This is a genomic window from Klebsiella sp. P1927, from assembly GCF_018204675.1.
In the GTDB taxonomy this organism is placed as follows: Bacteria; Pseudomonadota; Gammaproteobacteria; order Enterobacterales; family Enterobacteriaceae; genus Klebsiella; species Klebsiella pneumoniae.
On record NZ_CP073377.1, the window covers coordinates 3,855,586 to 3,878,581 of the forward strand.

19 protein-coding genes, 2 pseudogenes and 1 other annotated feature are annotated in these 22,996 nt (G+C 57.8%); of the genes and pseudogenes, 6 read left to right on the forward strand and 15 right to left on the reverse strand.

The genetic code is table 11. The annotated features are described in order from the left end of the window. Positions 1-52: 52 nt before the first annotated feature. Complete coding sequence (gene ushA / locus KB892_RS19445) at positions 53-1,705, reverse strand: bifunctional UDP-sugar hydrolase/5'-nucleotidase UshA (RefSeq protein ID WP_002892203.1); 1,653 nt, start codon at positions 1,703-1,705, stop codon at positions 53-55. Between the two features lie 295 nt (positions 1,706-2,000). On the opposite strand from ushA, the gene KB892_RS19450 reads away from it, so the two are divergent. Both KB892_RS19450 and ybaL read left to right on the forward strand, forming a co-directional pair. Then, entirely contained in the window at positions 2,001-3,221 is a 1,221-nt protein-coding gene (locus KB892_RS19450; RefSeq protein ID WP_002892200.1) for an MFS transporter, read from the forward strand. A 225-nt stretch (positions 3,222-3,446) separates the two neighbouring features. Then, a complete protein-coding gene (gene ybaL / locus KB892_RS19455) occupies positions 3,447-5,123 on the forward strand; it encodes a YbaL family putative K(+) efflux transporter (RefSeq protein ID WP_002892195.1) in 1,677 nt (558 codons plus the stop codon). Positions 5,124-5,158: 35 nt separating this feature from the next. Here the strand turns inward: ybaL and KB892_RS19460 are convergent, their stop codons facing one another. From KB892_RS19460 to KB892_RS19500, 9 genes are all read right to left on the reverse strand, one after another. Further along, entirely contained in the window at positions 5,159-6,463 is a 1,305-nt protein-coding gene (locus KB892_RS19460) for an inosine/guanosine kinase (protein ID WP_002892192.1), read from the reverse strand. A 63-nt stretch (positions 6,464-6,526) separates the two neighbouring features. Beyond that, the gene (gene hemH / locus KB892_RS19465; protein ID WP_206659706.1) at positions 6,527-7,489 is read right to left on the reverse strand and encodes a ferrochelatase; all 963 of its coding nucleotides are present in this window, start codon (positions 7,487-7,489) and stop codon (positions 6,527-6,529) included. A gap of 128 nt (positions 7,490-7,617) precedes the next feature. After that, positions 7,618-8,262, reverse strand: coding sequence for an adenylate kinase (adk, locus tag KB892_RS19470; RefSeq protein WP_002892184.1), 645 nt, complete (start codon positions 8,260-8,262; stop codon positions 7,618-7,620). A gap of 222 nt (positions 8,263-8,484) precedes the next feature. After that, positions 8,485-10,359 carry a molecular chaperone HtpG gene (gene htpG, locus KB892_RS19475; RefSeq protein ID WP_002892181.1) on the reverse strand — a complete coding sequence of 625 codons (1,875 nt, stop codon included), beginning with the start codon at positions 10,357-10,359 and terminating at the stop codon, positions 8,485-8,487. 111 nt (positions 10,360-10,470) lie between these two features. Next, positions 10,471-11,076: a recombination mediator RecR gene (gene recR, locus KB892_RS19480; protein ID WP_002892177.1), complete on the reverse strand. Its 606-nt coding sequence runs from the start codon at positions 11,074-11,076 to the stop codon at positions 10,471-10,473. Next, on the reverse strand, positions 11,076-11,408 hold the full coding sequence (locus KB892_RS19485) for a YbaB/EbfC family nucleoid-associated protein (RefSeq protein ID WP_002892173.1): 333 nt from the start codon (positions 11,406-11,408) through the stop codon (positions 11,076-11,078). Before KB892_RS19485 ends, recR begins: the two co-directional genes overlap by 1 nt. A 57-nt stretch (positions 11,409-11,465) precedes the next feature. Continuing rightward, positions 11,466-13,373, reverse strand: coding sequence for a DNA polymerase III subunit gamma/tau (gene dnaX / locus KB892_RS19490; protein ID WP_004151328.1), 1,908 nt, complete (start codon positions 13,371-13,373; stop codon positions 11,466-11,468). Continuing rightward, positions 12,069-12,133 (reverse strand) — a sequence feature (DnaX frameshifting element). Its footprint overlaps the gene before it by 65 nt. A 92-nt stretch (positions 13,374-13,465) precedes the next feature. Continuing rightward, the gene (apt, locus tag KB892_RS19495) at positions 13,466-14,017 is read right to left on the reverse strand and encodes an adenine phosphoribosyltransferase (protein ID WP_002892145.1); all 552 of its coding nucleotides are present in this window, start codon (positions 14,015-14,017) and stop codon (positions 13,466-13,468) included. Between the two features lie 150 nt (positions 14,018-14,167). Further along, a complete protein-coding gene (locus tag KB892_RS19500) occupies positions 14,168-14,545 on the reverse strand; it encodes a DUF454 family protein (protein WP_002892144.1) in 378 nt (125 codons plus the stop codon). Positions 14,546-14,614: 69 nt separating this feature from the next. On the opposite strand from KB892_RS19500, the gene priC reads away from it, so the two are divergent. The 3 genes from priC (at position 14,615) to KB892_RS19515 (ending at position 16,295) form a co-directional block, all read left to right on the forward strand. After that, positions 14,615-15,142: a primosomal replication protein N'' gene (priC, locus tag KB892_RS19505; protein WP_002892142.1), complete on the forward strand. Its 528-nt coding sequence runs from the start codon at positions 14,615-14,617 to the stop codon at positions 15,140-15,142. Between the two features lie 12 nt (positions 15,143-15,154). Next, positions 15,155-15,328, forward strand: a complete 174-nt coding sequence (gene rsmS / locus KB892_RS19510; RefSeq protein WP_002892136.1) for a pleiotropic regulatory protein RsmS — start codon at positions 15,155-15,157, stop codon at positions 15,326-15,328. 67 nt (positions 15,329-15,395) lie between these two features. After that, the gene (locus tag KB892_RS19515) at positions 15,396-16,295 is read left to right on the forward strand and encodes an Rpn family recombination-promoting nuclease/putative transposase (RefSeq protein ID WP_002892131.1); all 900 of its coding nucleotides are present in this window, start codon (positions 15,396-15,398) and stop codon (positions 16,293-16,295) included. Positions 16,296-16,330: 35 nt separating this feature from the next. On the opposite strand, the gene mscK is transcribed toward KB892_RS19515, so the two are convergent. The 5 genes and pseudogenes from mscK to acrR (KB892_RS19535) form a co-directional block, all read right to left on the reverse strand. Continuing rightward, positions 16,331-19,678 (reverse strand): mechanosensitive channel MscK, encoded by a 3,348-nt coding sequence (mscK, locus tag KB892_RS19520; protein ID WP_004151329.1) that lies wholly within the window; start codon positions 19,676-19,678, stop codon positions 16,331-16,333. Positions 19,679-19,807: 129 nt separating this feature from the next. After that, positions 19,808-20,182: pseudogene (acrR, locus tag KB892_RS19525) on the reverse strand (multidrug efflux transporter transcriptional repressor AcrR); the annotation flags it as partial. Next, positions 20,166-20,348, reverse strand: a complete 183-nt coding sequence (locus tag KB892_RS31545) for a hypothetical protein (RefSeq protein WP_119569651.1) — start codon at positions 20,346-20,348, stop codon at positions 20,166-20,168. The gene KB892_RS31545 and the pseudogene acrR (KB892_RS19525), both read right to left, overlap by 17 nt. Beyond that, entirely contained in the window at positions 20,330-21,310 is a 981-nt protein-coding gene (locus KB892_RS19530; RefSeq protein WP_000019445.1) for an IS5-like element ISKpn26 family transposase, read from the reverse strand. Before KB892_RS19530 ends, KB892_RS31545 begins: the two co-directional genes overlap by 19 nt. Positions 21,311-21,379: 69 nt before the next feature. Next, positions 21,380-21,658 (reverse strand): annotated as a pseudogene (acrR, locus tag KB892_RS19535) (multidrug efflux transporter transcriptional repressor AcrR); the annotation flags it as partial. A 142-nt stretch (positions 21,659-21,800) separates the two neighbouring features. Between acrR (KB892_RS19535) and acrA the strand changes: the two are divergent. Next, the gene (acrA, locus tag KB892_RS19540) at positions 21,801-22,994 is read left to right on the forward strand and encodes a multidrug efflux RND transporter periplasmic adaptor subunit AcrA (RefSeq protein WP_002892072.1); all 1,194 of its coding nucleotides are present in this window, start codon (positions 21,801-21,803) and stop codon (positions 22,992-22,994) included. The last annotated feature ends 2 nt before the right edge of the window (positions 22,995-22,996 follow it).

The following is a 22,996-nucleotide window of genomic DNA, read 5'->3' on the forward strand; positions in this document are numbered from 1 at the left end:
AGCCCCGGTAAGCGTAGCGCCACCGGGGAAATAGCCAACCTGAAGCCCAGGCTTACTGCCAGCTCACCTCGCCTTTCGGCTCATAGGCGGCGGCATCCAGCGGCGAGTTCTTCTCGATATACTCTTTCAGCACTTCGGCATCGATAAAGCCGGTATTCACATACCCGGGTTTATCGGCGATGTTCGGATAGCCATCGCCGCCGGTGGCGTTAAAGCTCAGCGTCGCCATCCGATAGGTCTTCGCCGGATCCACCGGTTCGCCTTTGATTTTCAGATCGTTCAGCTTACCGTCTTTGGCCACGAAACTGACGTTGGCAAACTGCGGATAAGCGCCGGAATCCGGCTTCATCTGCGCGACGGCGGTCAGGTAATCCACTACCTCCTTGCCGTTCATATCGACATAGGTCAGCACATTGCCGAACGGCTGGACCTTCATCACATCTTTGTAGGTGATATCCCCCGCCTCAATGGAGTCGCGGATCCCGCCGCCGCTCATCACCGCGAAATCCGCGTTGCTGCGCGCCATTTGCGCCGCCAGCAGCAGGTGGCCCATATTGGTCTGCACAAAGCGCACTTTACTGCGGTCGCCCTCCAGATGACCATTCACGCTGCCGATTTTGACCTGCAGCTGCGCCTTGCCTTTGTTCTGGAACGGCGTCAGCAGCGACATCATCTGCGGGTTCTCGGCGATCTGCGGCGTATACAGCACCCGCTCGCTTTGGCCGTTATCGTAAGTCACTTTTTTCTTCAGGTTGACCGGGATCAGCTGATAGTGCACCAGCTTCATCTCGCCGTTGCGGAACTCAAAATCGGCGCGGCCGACGTATTTGCCCCACTCATGCGCCTGGACGATCCAGATGCCGTTCTGACGATCCGGAGCGCACGGGGTGCCTGGCACATAATCGACCTGCTTTTTATTTTCCGCCGCCATGCATACCGGATCCTGCGAGTGACCGCCGACGATCATCGCCAGCGATCCCGCAGGTAAACTCCGCGCCATTTCAACATCGCCCGGCGCGTTAGAGCCGTGGTTGCCATTGTCGTAATGGCCCATATGGGTGGTGGCCAGGATCACGTCCGGCTTTTCATTCTGCTGCAGCTCCTGGATAACCAGCTTCGCCTCTTCCGCCGGTTTGCGGAATTCAATATCGGTGAAATATTCCGGATTGCCAATCTTGGCCGTATCGTCGGTGGTTAAGCCAATCACCGCGATTTTCAGCCCACCGCGCTTAAACAACGCCCAGGGTTTGAACAGCCGTTCGCCGGTGCTTTTCTGATAAATATTGGCCGACAGGAACGGGAACTTAGCCCACTTTTCCTGCTGGCGCAGTACGCTCAGCGGATTATCGAATTCATGGTTTCCCACCGCCATCGCGTCGTAGCCGATCAGGTTCATGCCGCGAAAATCGGGCTCTGCATCCTGTAAATCAGACTCCGGTACGCCGGTATTAATATCGCCGCCGGATAACAGCAGGACGCTTCCCCCTTCCGCCGCCACCTCTTTACGGATGCCATCGACCAGCGTTTTCTGCGCCGCCAGGCCATATTCGCCGTAGTCATTGCGCCAGAAATGGCCGTGGTGATCGTTGGTGTGCAGGATGGTAATTTTATAGGTTTTATCCTGCTCATAGGCCTGTGCCGACAGGCTGCCCAGCGATAAAGCGGCGAATAGCGCCAGCGCTACGCTGTGTTTGAAATAATGCATGCTTCACTCCCTGACTTAATCCCAAGTGCCGAAAGTATAGCGAGTTAGTCGCGTTGACAAATATGTTTTCAGAATTGCGACTTCCTTCAAACCTTATCAACAGGTATGTTAGTCGGATAATAATTCTACCCGTCATACTTCAAGTTGCATGTGCGTTGGCTTTCCTCGCTCATCCCAGTCACTTACTTGAGTAAGCTCCTGGGGATTCGCTGCGTCGCCGCCTTCCTGCAACTCGAATTATTTAGGGTATCAACCTGCATTCTCTACAACAAATAGAACTCGCTGAAGTGAACCTATGACAACCAACCAATCCGCTCAACCCTTGTCCGGCCCCGCTGCGCCGCCGCAAAAAGCACGCACCTCGTTTGGCATCTTAGGCGCGATCAGCCTGTCCCATTTGCTTAACGATATGATCCAGTCGCTTATTCTCGCTATCTACCCGCTGCTGCAGGCGGAGTTCTCCCTTACCTTCGTGCAGATCGGCATGATCACCCTGACCTTCCAGCTCACCTCATCGCTATTCCAGCCGGTGATTGGCTACATCACCGATAAACGCTCGATGCCGTGGTCGCTGCCGGTGGGCATGTGCTTCACCCTCTGCGGTTTGATTCTCCTCGCGCTGGCCGGTAGCTTCGGCATGGTGCTGCTGGCCGCCGCGCTGGTAGGTACCGGCTCCTCGGTTTTCCATCCGGAATCATCCCGCGTGGCGCGGATGGCCTCCGGCGGCCGTCACGGCCTGGCCCAGTCGCTGTTCCAGGTGGGCGGCAATTTCGGCAGCTCGCTTGGCCCATTGCTGGCGGCGGTGATCATCGCCCCGTACGGCAAAGGCAACGTCGCCTGGTTTGTGCTGGCCGCTCTGCTGGCTATTGTCGTGCTGTCGCAAATCAGCCGCTGGTATGCCGCGCAGCATCGAATGAATAAGGGCAAACCGAAACCGGCCATCGTTAATCCGCTGCCGCGCAAGAAGGTTATTCTGGCGGTAGGCATTCTGCTGATGCTGATTTTCTCGAAATATTTCTATATGGCGAGCATTAGCAGCTATTACACCTTTTATCTGATGCATAAATTCGGCTTAACGGTGCAAAACGCTCAGCTTCATCTGTTTGCCTTCCTGTTCGCAGTGGCTGCCGGGACGGTAATTGGCGGGCCTGTTGGCGATAAAATTGGGCGTAAATATGTGATTTGGGGCTCTATCCTCGGCGTAGCGCCTTTCACCCTTGTTTTACCCTACGCCAGCCTTGAATGGACGGGGATTTTAACGGTGATCATTGGTTTTATCCTCGCCTCGGCCTTTTCCGCTATTCTGGTCTATGCGCAGGAACTGCTGCCGGGACGCATCGGCATGGTTTCTGGCCTGTTTTTCGGCTTCGCCTTTGGCATGGGCGGCCTTGGCGCCGCGGTGTTAGGCCTGCTGGCGGACCATACCAGCATCGATCTGGTTTATAAAATCTGCGCCTTCCTGCCGCTGCTGGGATTCCTGACGATATTCCTTCCTGATAACCGGCAAAAAGCCTGATTATTCGGCGGCCAAAGTGCAACCCTGGCCGCCGTTAACCCTTGTGTCATCAGCCTGTTCCACGATTTCCCCCCGCCATTTTCCCTTCTGTGCCTTTTCATCGGCTAATTGCATTTTTTTGCACAACTCAAGAATTATTCATAAACAAAGTGAACGTTTTTGTCATAAACTATTACCCGGACAGGGTAGCAAAATGGACCGATACACCACTGGAAAGGAGACGGAATGCACCACGCAACACCGCTTATCACCACCATTGTCGGCGGCCTCGTGCTCGCCTTTATTCTCGGCATGATTGCCAATAAGCTACGTATTTCTCCTCTGGTGGGATATCTCTTAGCGGGCGTGCTGGCCGGACCTTTCACCCCTGGCTTTGTTGCTGACACCAAACTGGCTCCGGAACTGGCGGAACTTGGCGTCATTCTGCTGATGTTCGGCGTCGGGCTGCATTTCTCACTTAAAGACCTGATGGCGGTAAAATCGATCGCCATCCCCGGGGCTATCGCCCAGATAGCCGTGGCGACGCTGCTGGGTATGGCGCTCTCCGCCGCCCTCGGCTGGTCGCTGATGACCGGCATCGTCTTTGGCCTGTGCCTCTCCACTGCCAGTACCGTAGTGCTGCTGCGCGCGCTGGAGGAACGACAACTGATTGACAGCCAGCGCGGGCAAATCGCCATCGGCTGGCTGATTGTGGAAGACCTGGTGATGGTCCTGACGCTGGTCCTGCTGCCGGCGATTGCCGGTATGGCGGAGAAAGGCAACGTCGGCTTCGCGTCCCTGGCCCTCGACCTCGGGATCACCATTGGCAAAGTGGTGGCCTTTATCGCCATTATGATGCTGGTCGGCCGCCGGCTGGTGCCGTGGATCATGTCGCGCAGCGCCGCCACCGGCTCACGCGAGCTGTTCACTCTGTCGGTGCTGGCCCTGGCGCTGGGCATCGCCTTCGGCGCCGTGGAGCTGTTTGATGTCTCTTTTGCCCTCGGCGCCTTCTTTGCCGGCATGGTGCTTAACGAATCCGAGCTCAGCCACCGCGCCGCCCATGACACCCTGCCGCTGCGCGACGCCTTCGCGGTGCTGTTCTTCGTCTCCGTCGGCATGCTGTTTGACCCGATGGTGCTGGTCCAACAGCCGCTGGCGGTGCTGGCGACGCTGGCGATTATTATCTTTGGTAAATCCGCAGCCGCCTTTTTCCTTGTGCGGATGTTTGGTCACTCGCCGCGCACCGCGCTGACCATCGCCGCCAGCCTGGCGCAGATTGGCGAGTTTGCCTTTATTCTCGCCGGCCTGGGAATGGCGCTTAACCTGCTGCCGCAGGCCGGACAAAATCTGGTGCTGGCCGGGGCGATCATCTCAATTATGCTCAACCCGGTGCTGTTTACCCTGCTGGAAAAATATCTCGATAAAACCGAAACCCTCGACGAGCAGACGCTGGAAGAGGTCCTGGAAGACGAGAAGCAGGTGCCGGTCGATATCTGCAACCACGCGCTGTTGGTCGGCTTCGGCCGCGTCGGCAGCCTGCTGGGCGAGAAGCTGATGGCCCAGGGGATCCCGCTGGTGGTGGTTGAAACCTCGCGCACCCGCGTGGATGAGCTACGCGAGCGCGGGATCAGCGCGGTGCTCGGCAATGCCGCCAATGAAGAGATCATGGAGCTGGCGCATCTCGATTGCGCCCGCTGGCTGCTGCTGACAATCCCTAACGGCTACGAGGCCGGAGAGATTGTCGCTTCCGCACGGGAAAAATGTCCGAATATCGAGATTATCGCCCGCGCCCATTATGATGACGAAGTGGACTACATTATCGATCGCGGAGCCAATCAGGTGGTGATGGGCGAACGGGAAATTGCCCGCGCCATGCTGCGGCTTCTGGAAACGCCACCGGCCGGCGAAGTGGTCACCGGCTGATGTACTGCCCTCTCCCCGCCGGGAGAGGGACGCGCTTACCGATCCCAGTACGCCTCTTCCAGGCTGTCCTCACGCTCCGGCAGGCCGCGGGTTAAACGCGGCGAGTGCTGGTTCAGCACCTGATAGCTCACGCGGTTGGCATATTTACACACCTGCGCCAGCGAGGAGTAGGTCAGCCATTTGCATTTGTGCTTGCTGGAGTTGGGTACGTTATTGCGGTGGTAGTTATTGGCGGTGATGTCATGCAGCAGCGCCGCCAGCGCGCCGTCGCCTGCGCCGTTGGTGTTCATGATCTTCTCGGGGCCGCCCATATAGGGAGCGATATGGGAATATATGCGCAGCGGATTAACGCAATCCTGGTGACGCATCGCGCGGCTGAATTCAAACTGGTTAAACTCCGGGATCGCCCCCGGCAGCAGCGGATGCTGGGTTTTACGCTTCGCCTCTTCTTCGGTGAAGCCCGCCATATACAGGCCCGCCGGGCCGGCGGTGCACAGCACCAGGTCGACCCAGTCCAGCGCCTTATTCGCCGCTGACAGCGGATCGGCAAAGCCGGTCAGCGCTTCCCCTTCCTCTTCGTTCATTGCCAGAATAGAGACATGCTCCTGCAGGAACTCCTGCCACCACGCCGGGTTATCGGCAATCACGTATTTGGTTCCGAGGGTTAACACCACCGGCACATCGTGCTTTTTGGCATACTCAATAGCCTTCATCGTCGCGTCCGGCATCGGCTCGCCCGGCTTGCAGCGGACCAGGTAAGAGGTCAGCACCAGCGCCGAGGCGCCGGCGATCACCGCTTCCGGAATGCTTTCCGGACGCAGCTTGTTCATGTGGCCCGGGCTGATGGCGAAGGTGCGCTCGCCGCTGTCACCGATCAGGGTAAAGCAGCGGCCAATGGCGCCGTCGACGCCCTGCAGATAGTTCAGATCGGTGCGGCTGGAGGTATTGCACAGGTAACGATAGGCGTAGCCGCCGATTTCGATATTGCTGCACATCACGCCAAGCAGCACCGAGCGATCGTCCGCCAGCACCGAGTAGTTGTGCATGGTATTGCCGATGGTGCCGCCGGCAAACTGATGGGTAATGAGATTGTTGCGCACCAGCTCCTGGTACAGCGCCTCGGCGACGTCATCTTCAATCACCAGCGAATGGCCCGCGCTCAGGCCGTAGCGCACGATAAACGCCTCATCCACTTTCGCTTCGATATCCACCAGCGTCTGGTCGATACCGACCACCCAGGAGACGCTGGATTCATTCTCCGGCTGAATTTGCTGCAGCAGCGGATCGCGGGCGTTAACGGGAAAATAGTGTTTAGATTTGCGTTTACCGGGAAATTTCATAGTGGCGCTTAAATAACAGGGAACAAGCGGGAAATAGTAGCATATTCCCCGCCCTGCGCGCGATCAGCGATAAGGCGCCGTCAGATTGACCATCATCTCAATATGCGCTGCGTCCGCATTAAGCGCCGGAATATATTCATATTGCTTGCCGCCTGCTTCGAGGAATATTTCCCGGTTCTGGACGGCGATTTCTTCCAGCGTTTCGAGACAGTCGGCGGCAAACCCCGGGCACAGCACCTGAATATGCTTCGTCCCTTTCTCGCCGAGCATCTTTAGCGTTTCATCGGTGTACGGGGTCAGCCAGGGTTCCCGGCCAAAGCGCGACTGGAAAGTCATCATCACCCGCTCCGGCGGCAGCCCCAGCGCGGAAACCAGTTCCCGCGTCGTATCGCGACAGCGCTGAGGATAATCATCGCCCTGGTTGGCATAGCGCTGCGGGATCCCATGATAGGAGAGCAGCAGCAGATCCGGTTCCCCATGGACAGCGAAGGAAGCGCGCACGCTGGCCGCCAGCGCATGGATATAGTCCGGATGTTCGGCATAGTCGCGAATAAACGAGATACCCGGAATGGCGTGCTTTTTCGCCAGAATCCGCGCCAGTTCGTCCCAGACGGCGGCCACCGTCGAGCAGGAATATTGCGGATACAGCGGCAGCACCACGATGTGCTCCACCCCCTGCGCCAGTAAGTCATCCACCGCGCTGGCCAGTGACGGTGAACCATAGCTCATGCCCAGCGCCACCGGGGTATCCGGCAGCCTGGCAGCCAGCGCCTGCTGCTGGCGACGACTATACACCATCAGCGGCGATCCCTCTTCCATCCACACGGACTGATAGAGCTTCGCCACGCGCGGGGAGCGAATCGGCAGTATGACGCCGCGCAGCAGCGGCCACCATAGCAGACGAGACGTATCCACCACCCGTTTGTCGCTGAGGAATTGTCGCAGATAGCGCTTCACCGCCCCGGGGGTGGGCGCATCGGGAGTGCCTAAATTGGCCAGCAAGATACCTGTTTTCGTCTGATGCATTACCGCCTCTTAACCATTTGAATCGCAGCCAATTGTAGCTGAAATGGCGCTAAACGGAACCAATCATAGCAAAAGGTAGAAATGAGAGGAGTTCTCATCCTGCCGCAGCAGGATGAGAAAGGGCTTTATCAGCCGAGGATTTTTTCCAGTTCGGCGCGCACGTCAGCTACCGCTTTGGTGCCGTCGACTTTGGCGTATTTGGTGTTGCCCGCCTGCGCTTCTTTGGTGTAGTAGCCGATCAGCGGCGCTGTCATCTGATGGTATTCTACCAGACGCTTACGCACGGTCTCTTCCTGATCGTCTTTACGGGTGGTCAGCTCTTCGCCGGTCACGTCGTCTTTGCCTTCCACCTTCGGCGGATTGAATTTGATGTGGTATACGCGACCGGATGCCGCGTGGACGCGACGGCCAACGATGCGGTCGACGATCAGTTCGTCCGGCACGTCGAATTCCAGCACGTAATCAACGGTAATGCCCGCCTCTTTCATGGCGTCAGCCTGCGGAATGGTCCGCGGGAAGCCGTCCAGCAGGAAGCCGTTACGGCAATCTTCCTGGGCGATACGCTCTTTCACCAGCGCGATGACCAGCTCATCGGTCACCAGCTTGCCAGCGTCCATAATGTCTTTCGCTTGCTTACCGAGCTCAGAGCCGGATTTTACCGCCGCGCGCAGCATATCGCCGGTGGAGATTTGCGGAATACCGTATTTCTCCATGATGAACTGAGCCTGAGTTCCTTTACCCGCGCCCGGAGCGCCAAGCAGAATAATACGCATTACGAAAATCCCCTCAAAAGTCGATTCAATTTTTCAAAAACGCTAAACCATACCACCAGAACGGCGATGGCTCAAGGAAGGCGGTGCGGCTGAAACGGTTAATGGTGAGATATTTTATGCAATCCAATGTGAAATGCCCCGCCTGAGCACATCGCTCAGACGGGGCATTTATCCCGTTCCCGGCGTCGCGTCGCTCGGCCGGGCTACTCGTTCAGGTTCGCGTCAGGAAGCCAGCAGCTGGTTCATACGGCGGATAAACTGGTTCGGATCTTCCAGCGTGCCGCGCTCGGCCAGCAGCGCCTGATCCAGCAGCAGTTCCACCCATTCGCCGAACTGGGCGTCATCCTGGGTATCAGCTGCGCGTTTCACCAGCTGATGCGCCGGGTTCAGTTCGAAGATGTATTTCACTTCCGGCGCCGCCTGGCCCGCTGCCGCGAACAGCTTCGCCATCTGGGTGCTCATCTCATCGGCATCGGTAGTGACAATCGCCGGGGTGTCGGTCAGACGATGGGTCAGACGCACCTCTTTCACCCGGTCGCCAAGCAGGTTTTTCACCCGCTCAACGAACGGCTCCAGCGCTTTTTCAGCTTCTTTGGTGGACTCGTCCACTTCATCCGCCAGCTTGTCCAGCGACTCGTCGGCTTTAGCGACAGACTGGAACGCTTTGCCGTCGAACTCGGTCAGGTAGCTCATCATCCACTCGTCGATGCGATCGGAGAGCAGCAGAACTTCAATCCCTTTCTTACGCAGCAGTTCGAGGTGCGGGCTGCTCTTCGCCGCCGCATAGCTGTCGGCAGTGATGTAGTAGATCTTCTCCTGCCCTTCTTTCATCCGCGAGACATACTCTTCCAGCGACACGGTCTGCGCGGAGGAGTCGGTATGGGTGGTTGCGAAACGCAGCAGTTTGGCGATCGCTTCCTGGTTGCTCGGATCTTCCGCCGGGCCCTCTTTCAGCACCAGGCCGAACTGTTTCCAGAAGGTTTGGTATTTTTCAGCGTCGTCTTTCGCCAGCTTATCCAGCATCTGCAGCGCGCGTTTGGTCAGCGCGGTGCGCAGGTTGCGGGTCACGCTGCTGTCCTGCAGGATTTCACGGGAGACGTTCAGCGGCAGATCGTTGGAATCGATCAGGCCGCGCACGAAGCGCAGGTAGTTCGGCATAAACTGCTCGGCGTCGTCCATGATGAACACACGCTGCACATACAGCTTCAGGCCGTGTTTATGATCGCGGTTCCACATATCCCACGGCGCCTGCGACGGGATATACAGCAGGCTGGTGTACTCCTGCTTACCTTCCACGCGGTTGTGGCTCCAGGTCAGCGGGTCGCTGTAGTCGTGAGCGATATGCTTATAAAACTCTTTGTATTCGTCGTCGTTAACTTCGGATTTGCTGCGGGTCCACAGGGCCTGCGCCTTGTTGATTTTTTCCCACGAAACCACGGTTTCGCCGTCTTTCTCTTCCCGTTTTTCAATCTCAACCGGCAGCGCGATATGGTCGGAATATTTGCTGATGATAGAGCGCACGCGCCAGTCGTTGAGGAAATCATCTTCGCCTTCGCGCAGATGCAGGGTGATTTCGGTGCCGCGATCGGCTTTGGTGATATCAGCTACGGTATATTCGCCTTCGCCGGCGGATTCCCAGAACACGCCGTTTTCCGGCTTGTCGCCCGCCGCACGGGTACGCACGGTCACTTTGTCCGCCACGATGAAGGCCGAATAGAAGCCGACGCCGAACTGACCGATCAGCTGGCTATCCTTCGCCTGGTCGGAACCCATCGATTCGAGGAACGCTTTGGTGCCGGATTTGGCGATGGTGCCGAGATGGTCGATAACTTCTTCCCGGTTCATACCGATACCGTTATCGGCGATGGTCAGGGTGCGGTTGTCTTTATCAAACGAAACCCGCACGCGCAGCTCGCCGTCTCCCTCATACAAATCCGGCTGCGACAGCGCGCGGAAACGCAGCTTATCGGCCGCATCAGAGGCGTTGGAAATCAGCTCACGCAGAAAGATTTCTTTGTTGGAATAGAGGGAATGGATCATCAGGTGCAGAAGCTGCTTTACTTCTGACTGAAAACCACGAGTTTCTTGTCCTTTCATCTGATTCAACCTCAACAATGCCATTTTAAATGGGTAAAAAACCGTTGAGTGGGAGATGGGGACAGCGGGGAAATTTTTCAAGCGGAGGCGGCGAAGGCCGCCTCCATTTGTTCAGAAAGTAATCTTGTGGCGACCGGCCAGGGAGTGGGACAGCGTGGTGCCGTCGACCATCTCCAGCTCGCCGCCCACCGGCACGCCGTGGGCGATTCGGCTGGCGTCGACGCCATACTGCGCGCACAGCTCTGCGATGTAGTTGGCCGTCGCCTCGCCCTCAACGGTCGGGTTGGTGGCGAGGATCACCTCGGTGATCGACTCCGCCTCCAGCCGTTGCTCCAGGCGATCGAGCCCGATGTCATCAGGCCCGATGCCGTCGAGCGGCGACAGGTGCCCCATCAGCACGAAGTAGCGGCCGGAATACTGCCCGGTCTGCTCAATGGCATAGATGTCCGCTGGACTCTCCACCACGCAGATCTGACCGTTTTCCTGGCGACGCGGGTTGCTGCAAATATTGCACACCTCCTGCTCGGTGAAGGTGCGGCAATCGGCGCAGTGGCCGATTTCCGACATCGCGCGCGTCAGCGCCTGCGCCAGGCGCATACCGCCGCTGCGATCGCGCTGCAGCAGAGTAAACGCCATGCGCTGCGCCGACTTCGGGCCAACGCCCGGCAGACAGCGCAGCGCTTCCATAAGCTGAGTTAACAGCGGGCTGGTTTGCATCAGAACGGCATCTTGAAGCCTGGCGGCAGTTGCATACCGGCAGAAACGGAAGCCATCTTCTCTTTCTGGGTCTCTTCGATACGGCGCGCGGCGTCGTTGAACGCGGCAGCCACCAGATCTTCGAGCATCTCTTTGTCGTCTTCCAGCAGGCTTGGGTCGATCTCCACACGGCGGCAGTTGTGCGCGCCGTTAATGGTCACTTTCACCAGACCCGCGCCGGATTCGCCGGTTACTTCCAGCTGAGCGATCTCTTCCTGCATCTTCTGCATTTTCTCTTGCATCTGCTGGGCCTGCTTCATCAGGTTACCCAGGCCGCCTTTTCCACCAAACATAGGCTTCTCTCTCAGTCAGTCATCGTTAAAGGTACTGAATGCCAGTCAGACTGGCATTCAAATGGGGCGAATACTCTCTTCATCCAGATCGGCGTCGAAGAAACGACGCAGGGTCTGAATGTTATTATCCGCGATAATGGCTTCGCGCGCCTGCGCGAGCTTCTCTTCATAAATAGCCTGCCGCCACTCCAGCGGCGTACGCATCGCGGGATTATCGTCTTCCACGATGGTCAATTCAACCGGCGTACCGTACAACACCCCCAGCGCTTCAGCCAGCTTTTGCTGCGCGCTGGCGGAATTGAGGTGGCGCTGGCTGGGACGCAGATGCAGACAGACGCGGCTGCCCTCCTGCTCTTTCCACGCGTTGAGCGCCACCTGCTCGACCAGCTTCGGTACCGCCAGCTGGCTCACTTCCGCCGCCCAGCTGTCGCGCTCGACCGCTTCTTCGGCGAGCTTGGCCGCCAGCTCCGGCGTCTTCTCATGCTCCAGCGCCTTTTTCAGCGCTTTGGGCGTGGCGACTTCGACTTTGCTCTCTTCCACCACCGTCGTCGCCTTCCAGCGATAGGCCTCTTTCTTCGCCGGGGCCTGCTCCAGCGCGGCCGCGGCCGGACGAGCCTGGACGCGCTCGGTAATCGAACTCAGTCGCTCCAGCGCAGCGTTATTCACCGGCCGCGCGCGGGAAGCGGCTGCCGGTTCACTCTTTTTTGGGGTGGTTGCTCCCTGGCTGCGCTGCAGGTGGCTGCGGGCCGCCAGCACCTGGCTGGTGGTCGGCGGCAAACTCTGCGGCGACTGTGGCGGCGGCGCGGCGGGGGCAACCGGCTGACGCGGCGCGGGCGCGGCGGCCTGTGCCGGCTGCGCCTCCGGCTCCGGCAGCGGCTTACGCGGATGAAACGCCAGGGCACGCAGCAGCGTCATTTCGACGCCCATCCGCCGGTCCGGGGCGTAAGGCAGCTCTTTGCGGCCAATCAGCAGCGTTTGGTAGTAGAGCTGAACGTCGCCGGGCGGTACGGTTCGCGCCAGTTCGCGCATCCGCACTTCGACCGCGGCCATGTCGGCGCCCAGCGCCGAAGGCGACAGCTGAACCATGGCGATGCGGTGCAGCAGGCTCTGCATCTCGACCAGCAGCGCCTCCCACTCGACGCCGCGTGCGGCGGCGTCATTGACGCTCGCCATGACCCGCTCGCCGTCGGCAGCAACCAGCGCTTCAATCAGCGACAGCGCCTGATCGTCATCAAGGGTGCCGAGCATAGTGCTCACCGATGCGGCCGTCAGCTGCCCTTCCCCACTGGCAATCGCCTGATCGGTCAGGCTTAAGGCATCGCGCAGGCTGCCATCGGCCGCCCGCGACAACAGCTGCAGCGCGCGGGGCTCAAAGGCAATCTGCTCTTCGCCAAGAATATGCTCCAGCTGATGGCGGATCTGTTCAACGTCCAGCGCCTTCAGGTGGAACTGCAGGCAGCGGGATAAGATCGTTACCGGCAGCTTCTGCGGATCCGTCGTCGCCAGCAGGAATTTGACGTGCGCCGGCGGCTCCTCCAGCGTTTTTAACAACGCGTTGAAGCTGTGACGCGACAGCATATGGACTTCGTCGATGAGATAGACCTTAAAGCGGCCGCGGGCCGGCGCGTACTGGACGTTGTCCAGCAGATCGCGGGTATCTTCGACTTTGGTTCGCGAGGCGGCGTCAATCTCAATCAGATCGACAAAGCGCCCCTGTTCAATTTCCCGGCAGTTATCGCACACGCCGCAGGGGGTGGCGGTGATGCCGGTTTCACAGTTTAACCCTTTCGCCAGCAGACGGGCGATGGAGGTCTTCCCGACCCCGCGGGTACCGGAAAAAAGATAAGCGTGATGAATGCGCCCTAACGACAAGCCGTTCGCCAGTGCGGTCAGCACATGTTCCTGGCCGACGACGTCAGCAAAGGTTTGTGGGCGCCATTTACGGGCTAAGACCTGATAACTCATGGGCTGGCTCTGAAACGCTGGAAGGTGAAATCACGAAGGGGTCATGCTATCACAGCCCCGCCCGATCGGCGAGGCTATGTGGAGGGATTTGCTTAGTGGCCCGGGAACGGCACCAGACTGTAGCAGTGGATCCCCAGCTTCTCCAGGCGCTGTTCGCCGCCCAGATCGAAGAGATTGATAATGAAAGCGGCATCGTGCACTTCGCCGCCGAGGCGGCGGATCAGTTTGACCGTGGCGTCGATAGTGCCGCCGGTCGCCAGCAGATCGTCAACCACCAGCACTTTATCGCCCGGTTTAATGGCGTCAACGTGGATCTCCAGCTGATCGGTGCCATACTCCAGCTCATAGGTCTCGGCGATGGTTTCACGCGGCAACTTACGCGGCTTGCGTACCGGAACAAAGCCCACGCCCAGCGCCAGCGCGACCGGGGCGCCGAACAGGAAGCCACGCGCCTCAGTCCCTACCACTTTGGTAATACCCGCGTCTTTGTAGCGCTCGGTCAGCAGTTCAATGCTAAGCGCGTAGGCCTTCGGGTCTTCCAGTAAGCTGGTGACATCGCGGAAAAGAATGCCAGGTTTTGGATAATCCTCGATACTCTGGATGCTGTTCTTCAGATATTCAAGCTGCTGTGCAGTTGCGGTCATAAGTGTATGCCTGATTGAAACGGTATTACCCACGGGCGTGCAAAAGGGGCCAAAGAAACATTTGTTTAACCTTTGACCAGGCTTGCCCGCGCTCGAAAACGCCAGAATTTACTGGCTGTCGGCAACAATTGCAACAGGCATTATTGCGCATCAGTGCTTTTGTTGCTTTGCGTCAACCACCGGAATGCGCCACATAAAGATCAGCAGACAGGCCAGAATGACCAACAGCATGATGCGCACCCACGTAAGCTTAACCAGCCATAGCGAAATAGCAAAAGTCACCACGATCATCGCAATGGCGCGCGGTTTAGCGCCGCGAGGCATGGCGCGGTACTGTTGCCAGTGGCGAAGATAGCCGCCAAACCAGGAGCGATACAGCAGCCACTGGTGAAAGCGCGGCGATGAGCGGGCAAAGCACCAGGCGGCGAGCAGAATAAACGGCGTCGTCGGCAGCAACGGTAAGAAGACGCCCAGCGTACCCAGCGCTACCGCCAGCCAGCCGATAATGGTTAAAATAACAGGTGGCATAATGCGAATCGTTATCAAACAGATGAGGCTACTGTAGCACAGTTGGCTGACGGAAAATGGAGGGGGTTGGTGAAAACTGCTCAACTTTTACAAACGCTGAACGACCAGCTGAGTGAGCTGGCCGCGCTGGTGGCGCCGCTGGCGGAGCACGCGACCCTCAGCCCGCGCTTTGACCGCCAGCTCTTCCACACCCGCAGCACGCTGATGCAGGCCTATCTGGCGGAAGCCCAACACAACTTTAACCAGCTCCGCCAGGCCGTCGAGCGCCAGCAGCTGCCGCAAGTGGTCTGGATTGCCGAGCGTCTGGCGGCACAAATCGCCGCGCTGCGCCGTGAAACCGCCACCTGGTCCTTGCGCAGTTGGGACCACGCGTCGCCAACGTTGAGCCGCTGGCAGCGCCGTCGCCTGCAGCATCAGGAGTATGAGCGCCGCCTGCTGGCGATGCGCGACCAACGCCAGCGTCAGCTGGCGCAGGCGACCAGCCTTGACGAGCAGCAGCGGCTGGGGAAAGAAGTTGAAGCCTACAGCGGCCGGTTGGCGCGCTGCCGACAGGCGCTGGACAAGATTGAAAACGTACTGGCGCGGCTGACGCGCTAACAGGAGAGCCCGATGTCGCTGGAAAATGCATCCGATGAGGTCAAACTGGCCGTCGATTTAATCATGTTGCTGGAATCGCATCAGATCCCGGCGCAAACCGTGCTGAGCGCGCTGGAAATTGTCCGGCGGGATTATGCAAACAAGTTAAAAAACGCGGAAAGCGGGTCGCAAAACCCAGAGAAGTAGGATGTTGTCTCCGGCAGTGTGCTGGCAGTCTGGTCCTCTGCGCATGACGCCCCTGGAGACAATATTGATGGAAAAAGTCAGTCAAACCCCACACGACGCGGTGTTTCGCCAGATGCTCATGCATCAGGCGGTCGCGAAGGATTTTTTGCAGTTGTACCTCCCCGCGCCGTTTCTGGCGATCTGCGAACTGGATTCGCTGCAGCTGGTCTCCGGTAGCTTTGTTGAAGAGGACCTGCGCGCCAGCTATTCCGATATCCTTTACTCACTGCGCACGCGTCATGGACCGGGCTATGTGTACGCGCTGATTGAGCACCAGAGTACCCCGGACAAGCTGATGACGTTTCGCCTGCTGCGCTATGCGCTGGCCGCCATGCAGCGTCATCTGGACGCCGGCCACGACACTCTGCCGCTGGTGGTGCCGATTCTGTTTTATCACGGCAAAGTGAGCCCCTGGCCCTGGGCCCGCAACTGGCAACAGCTATTCGCCGATCCGGCGCTGGCGAAGGCGCTCTATAGCAATGATTTTCCGCTGGTGGACCTCACCGTAATGCCAGATAATCAGATCGCCCGTCATCGGCGGATGGCCATGCTGGAGCTGCTGCAAAAGCATATCCGCCATCGCGATCTGGCCGAGCTGCAGGTGCCGCTGATTACGCTGATGACGCAAGGCTATCTGACAGAAGCGCAGCTGAATACGCTGCTGCGCTATATGTTGCAGGCGGGAACTACGGAACATCCGGGGGCGCTGATCCGCACGCTGGCGGCGCAGTCGCCCAGGCATAAGGAGCTGATGATGACCATTGCCGAATGGCTGGAAGAGAAAGGCCGTAAACAGGGACAGCAAGAGGGTGAGCAGGAAGCTACCCGCAGCATCGCCGCCAGAATGCTGGCGCGCGGCCTCGAACGTCAAACCGTGCAGGAGCTCACCGGGCTGAGCGATGAAGAACTCGCCGCGCTGGCGCCCTGATACAGCAGGGGCGGCTTTGCGCCGCCCCTCTTCGCTCAGGACGCGGTGGTGGGCGCCAGATCGTCGCCTTTCCCGTCCCGTTTCACTTCGGTGACTTCATCGCCTTTTTCATTGCGCAGATGAACTTCCAGCTGGTTAAAGGCAATGTTGATGTCATTCTCCCGGCACAGGCGGTCGATGGCGCGGTTGAGCTCATCTACCGTGTAGCTGCGATCGCGCAGTTCTCGAACATACAGACGCAGTTCATGATCCAGGGTACTGGCCCCGAAGGTGGTGAAGAAAACCGCTGGCGCCGGCTCCTGCATCACTTTCGGATGATCGTGCGCGGCCTTCAGCAGCACCTCTTTCACCTTATCCAGGTCTGAGCCATAGGCGACGCCGAGGCGGATCACCACCCGGGTCACGGTGTCGGAGAGCGACCAGTTGATCAAGCGCTCGGTAACGAACGCCTTGTTCGGGATAATCACCTCTTTGCGATCGAAATCGGTGATGGTGGTGGCGCGAATACGGATTTTGCTTACCGTCCCCGAGAAGGTTCCGATAGTGACCGTATCCCCAATGCGCACCGGACGTTCGAACAGAATGATTAGGCCGGAGACAAAGTTACCGAAGATCTCCTGCAGACCAAAACCTAAACCAACCGACAGCGCGGCCGCCAGCCATTGCAGTTTATCCCAGGAGACACCCAGCGCCCCGAATACCGTCATCGCCCCGATAGCGATAATCGCATAGTTGAGAATGGTGGTGATGGCGTAGGAGGTCCCCTGACGCATGTTGAGCCGCGACAGCACCAGCACCTCCAGCAAACCCGGCAGGTTGCGGATCAGCGCCCAGGCGACCATTGACGCCACAATGGCGAACAATAAACTGCCCATCGTCACGCTGCGCACCACGCTGGCCCCCGCCTCGGTGCCGTTGTAGTGCCAGAGGGTAATGCTGTCGAGGTAGGCGAAAACGGTGATCAAATCAGACCAAATCGCCCAGAACATCACCGCGAACAGCGCGACCATCACCAACATGGTGATGCGCAGCGTCTGCTGGTTGACCTGCTCGAGAGCGATAGTTGGCTCTTCCTGCGGCTCGGCGCCTTCCGCCCCTTCCTTCACCAGATGTTGACGGCGCGCCAGCGCGCGGCGCCAGGCGATACGCCGCGCCGCCACGCTCAGGCCGCGCAGCACGGTCTGGTACAGCAGGTTCCAGATCATCACCAGATACACGGTCTCGATCCAGCGTCCCGCCAGACGCAGCGTCGTGTAGAAGTAGCCGGTTGCCGTCAGCACCATCAGGGCCACCGGAACGATAGACAACACCGTGATCGTCAGCAGGCGCAGGCTGTGCGACTCTTTATCGCGCCAGCTTTCCCGGCACATCGGCCAAACCAGCACCGCGATCAGCAGTAAGTTGAAGAAAATCACCAACTGCCCCAGCGCGTCGTCCATCAGGTTCAGCGGCGACAGTTCGGAAATCACCGACCAGAAATTCAGCGGCAGCAGCGCCAGGCTGACGCGAACAATCTGCCGCCGCCAGTGGCTGGTCAACTGCGCCGGCATATTAAAGTGGTTGACCGCGACGCCGTTCTTTTCCAGCACTTTCCAGCACAGGCCAAACACCAGCCAGAACATAGCCAGCTTTTTACTGTACGCCCACAGCAGTCCGCTAATATTTAACTGCATGGTGAGTAAGATCAGACCGATAGCCAGAATCAACAGCACCACCGGTAAGGCGCGGATCAGATCGATCAGGATCGCCTTCGGCGTATGCAGTTGGGTATCGTTGCGCAGCTGTCCCACCTGGGAAGCAAGCTTTGCCTGATAATCCTTGAGCCACTGCAGACGCCAGCGGATGAGGCCGGCAATCAACAGCAGCGGTAAACCGGCCAGGAAAGCGACAAACACCGCAGGCCACGCTTTTTCCCAGTTCACGGTGATTTTCATCGCCTTAAACTGACCTTTCAGCGCCTCCGGGAAGGCCTTAATCCACTCCCAGTCCATCGGTTTATTGCTGTTCACCCAGAAAATTTGCTGGGTCAGAATTTCCTTCAGACTGCTCGAGACGCTCATCAGCTGCTGCTGGTTGATCTGCAGGTTGATGGCCATCATCAGCTGGTTGCCCAACTGTTTGTTGAACTGATCAAGCAGTTCGCGACGCATGTCGATCACTTCCAGTAGCGCGGCGTGGACTTCATCGTTCACTTCGCTGCTGTGCCCCTCCTCCAGTTTGGCGACAAAGGCATCGCTCTGGAACAGCGCGTCGCGCTGCTGGTTCACCTCAAACTGTTCAAGCCGCAGGTCGGCGATGCGGTTGGTCATATCCTGCAGCTCATCCGCCGACGGTAATGTCTGTTGCTGTTGGTAAAGAATACGCGACAGCAGCAGGCTCCCCCGCAGAACTGAAATTTGCTCTTTAATATCCCGTTCAGACTGCAGCGCGCGGTCGAGCCAGTTCTTGACCTGGATATTGCGCTGCACCAGCTGGTTACCGTTCTCTGTTGCCTGGATCAGCTTCTCGCTGAGCTGATGGTTAATATCCAGCTCCTGCTTGACCAGCGGGTTGGCCTGAATACGCGCCGTTTCGTCGGGGGTAACTGCCTCCTGGGCGGTTTTCTCGGTCAGGGTCAGCCGTTTGCTGTTCACGGCCTCCTGCAGCAGCTGTAGCTGATGCTCCAGCCGGTTGCTCCAGGCGGTGACGTAGTCACGCTGCTTCTGTAGGGTATCCTGCAGGATAGTGTTGCCTTCGAGGCTCTTGCGCTGTTGCTCGATCTGCGCGTTGAGCAATGCCTGTTGAGCCTGCAACAGCACCTGCTGGGTCGGGCGTAGGGTCTCGTCGCCCACCGAGGTGCCATTCAGACGATTGCGGATCTGCTGCAGCTGCTGGGAGGCGTTGAACATCGCATTTTGCACGCGTTCCGGCTGCGTTTGCAGGGAAACCAGTTGGCTGTTATAGGTCGCCAGATCATTTTGCGCATTCTGCAGATCGTCCAGCGTCTGGGTGACGCGCGACTCCAGCTGACGCAGGGAGAGCGTACTTAGCGTTTTGCGCGTCGCGTCGTCGTTCGGGACATCGCTCAGGTTATTGAGGCTCTCCACCGCCTGGCGCAGCTTCGCCGGCGCCTGCTCGACCTGCTGTCGCAGCTGTGCCGTCTCGCTTTTGATACGCTCGATTTTATCCAGCGTTTCCAGCGTCTGAGTCAGATCCTGCTGGACCAGTTTGTCCTGCGGAGTCAGTTCTTTTTGCTTGTTTAACGTATTGAGCTGGCTCTGCACCTCTGCCCGATCGGGGAGATCCGCGGCGCGGCCCTGGACTGGGCTGAAAAGGCCAATAAAACAGAGCAGCGTGATAATAAAGATGAACGTGGCGCGTTGCCTGGAGATCGTGTGCAGCATAGTTAATATGAATGAATGCAAATGCCGGAGAATACCGGGGGTCGTCGCAAGCGCGCAGAATAGCACTTCTCAGCGCTGGCGAATAGCGGCGGACGGCGCTAAAAATTCACGCCCATCCGCGCGCTACCTTTAAGCTGACAAGCTCTCCGGGCCGCGTAGCGTCGGGCAGAATTGATACATCTCCAGCAGAATAGCGACGTAGTCCCGCGCTTCCGCATGCAGGTCGAACGAATCGGGGGCAAACAGCCAGTTTTCCATCAGCCCGGAAAGGTAGCTGCGCATTAACACGGCCGCCCGCCGGGTGAGTAAATTGGCGGGCAGCAGCTTCGCCGCGATGCATTCTTTCAAGGTCTGCTCGATACGCTCATAACTCGCCAGGGAGAGCTGCCGCTGGGCCTGCTGCACCACGGTCATTTCACCGACGAACTCACACTTATGATAGATAATCTCCATCATTAATCGTCGACGTTCTTCTGTCACTGTCGCTTCAAGAACATAGACTAGGGAAAGTGCGAATAAGCAGGTCATTTCTTCCCAAGCTGACTCGTTGATTAAAATTTCGCGGATCTGGGCCGATTTTTTTCCCGCAAACACATCGAATCAGCCTATTTAGGCTATTTTTTCCACCATTTCTGGCGTTATTTCCGGTTTTTACTGAGATCTCTCCCACTGACGTATCATTTGGTCCACCCGAAACAGGTTGGCCAGGGTGAATAACATCGCCAGTTGGTTATCGTTTTTCAGCAGCCCCTTGTATCTGGCTTTCACGAAGCCGAACTGCCGCTTGATGATGCGAAACGGGTGCTCCACCCTGGCACGGATGCTGGCTTTCATGTATTCGATGTTGATGGCCGTTTTGTTCTTGCGCGGATGCTGCTTCAAGGTTTTTACCTTGCCGGGACGCTCGGCGATCAGCCAGTCCACATCCACCTCGGCCAGCTCCTCGCGCTGTGGCGCTCCTTGGTAGCCGGCATCGGCTGAGACAAATTGCTCCTCTCCATGCAGCAGATTACCCAGCTGATTGAGGTCATGCTCGTTGGCCGCGGTGGTGACCAGGCTGTGGGTCAGGCCACTCTTGGCATCGACACCAATGTGGGCCTTCATGCCAAAGTGCCACTGATTGCCTTTCTTGGTCTGATGCATCTCCGGATCGCGTTGCTGCTCTTTGTTCTTGGTAGAGCTGGGTGCCTCAATGATGGTGGCATCCACCAAAGTGCCTTGGGTCATCATGACGCCTGCTTCGGCCAGCCAGCGATTGATGGTCTTGAACAATTGACGGGCCAGTTGATGCTGCTCGAGCAGGTGGCGGAAATTCATGATGGTGGTGCGATCCGGCAGGGCGCTATCCAGGGATAATCGGGCAAACAGGCGCATGGAGGCGATTTCGTACAGGGCATCTTCCATGGCACCGTCGCTCAGGTTGTACCAATGCTGCATGCAGTGAATACGCAGCATGGTCTCCAGCGGATAGGGCCGTCGGCCATTGCCCGCCTTGGGATAAAACGGCTCGATGACAGCGGTCATATTCTGCCATGGCAGAATCTGCTCCATGCGGGAGAGGAAAATCTCTTTTCGGGTCTGACGGCGCTTAGTGCTGAATTCACTATCGGCGAAGGTGAGTTGATGGCTCATGATGTCCCTCTGGGATGCGCTCCGGATGAATATGATGATCTCATATCAGGAACTTGTTCGCACCTTCCCTAGAATCTCCCTGATAACTGAGAGTGGATCGTTGGGGAATTTTGCCCGATACTCAATTTCGAGATCGCTAATACTGGCGTCTGACAGCTCCCAAATTTCGTTGAATAAATCTGATTTATTCTTGAAATGCCAGTAGATAGCCCCCCTCGTTACACCCGCAGCTTTTGCAATTGTTGCCAACGAGGTAGATGATACGCCTTGCTGCGAAAACAGACGCAGAGCAACATCCAGAATCAGTTGCCGGGTTTCACGTGCCTGTTGTTTGGTTTTTCGTGCCATAGGTTAATGACTTTACAGAGGTTACGTTTACATACATTTGTGAATGTATGTACCATAGCATGACCATAATAGAAAGACTGTAGTGGGTTTGTGGTTGTTTGAGCCACTGAACATTTTGAAATTGGACACTCGAGGTTTACATATGAACAAAAACAGAGGGTTAACGCCTCTGGCGGTCGTTCTGATGCTCTCAGGCAGCTTAGCGCTAACAGGATGTGACGATAAACCGGCTCAACAGGGAGCCCAGCACATGCCGGAAGTCGGTATTGTGACGCTCAAATCCGCACCTCTACAAATAACCACCGAACTGCCAGGCCGCACCAGCGCCTATCGCATTGCGGAAGTCCGTCCTCAGGTCAGTGGCATTATTTTAAAACGTAACTTCGTGGAAGGTAGCGATATCCAGGCCGGCGTCTCCCTGTATCAGATCGATCCAGCCACCTATCAGGCCAGCTATGACAGCGCCAAAGGCGACCTGGCAAAAGCCCAGGCGGCGGCAAACATGGATCAACTGACGGTCAAGCGTTATCAGAAACTGTTGGGCACCAAATATATTAGTCAACAAGACTACGATACCGCCGTTGCGACGGCGCAGCAGAGCAATGCGGCCGTGGTCGCGGCGAAAGCGGCCGTTGAAACCGCGCGCATCAATCTGGCCTACACCAAAGTCACCTCGCCGATCAGCGGCCGGATTGGTAAATCCACCGTGACCGAAGGGGCGCTGGTACAGAATGGTCAAACGACCGCCCTGGCAACCGTTCAGCAGCTGGATCCGATCTATGTTGACGTCACCCAGTCGAGCAATGATTTCCTGCGCCTGAAGCAGGAGCTAGCCGACGGCCGCCTGAAACAGGAAAACGGCAAAGCGAAAGTGGAGCTAGTGACTAATGACGGTCTTAAGTATCCGCAGTCCGGCACGCTGGAATTCTCGGATGTCACCGTCGATCAGACCACCGGCTCAATCACGCTACGCGCTATTTTCCCGAACCCGGATCACACCCTGCTACCGGGGATGTTCGTCCGTGCCCGTCTGGAAGAAGGGATTAACCCTGACGCCCTGCTGGTACCGCAACAGGGTGTTACCCGTACGCCGCGCGGCGACGCCAGCGTCATGGTAGTGGGGGAAGGCGATAAAGTCGAAGTCCGCCAGGTCACTGCTTCTCAGGCGATCGGCGATAAATGGCTGGTCACTGACGGTCTGAAATCCGGCGATCGCGTTATCGTCACCGGCCTGCAAAAAATCAAACCAGGTGTGCAGGTAAAAGCGCAGGAAGTAGCTTCTGATGATAAACAGCAAGCCGCAGGCAACGCGCCATCAGAACAAACCAAGTCTTAACT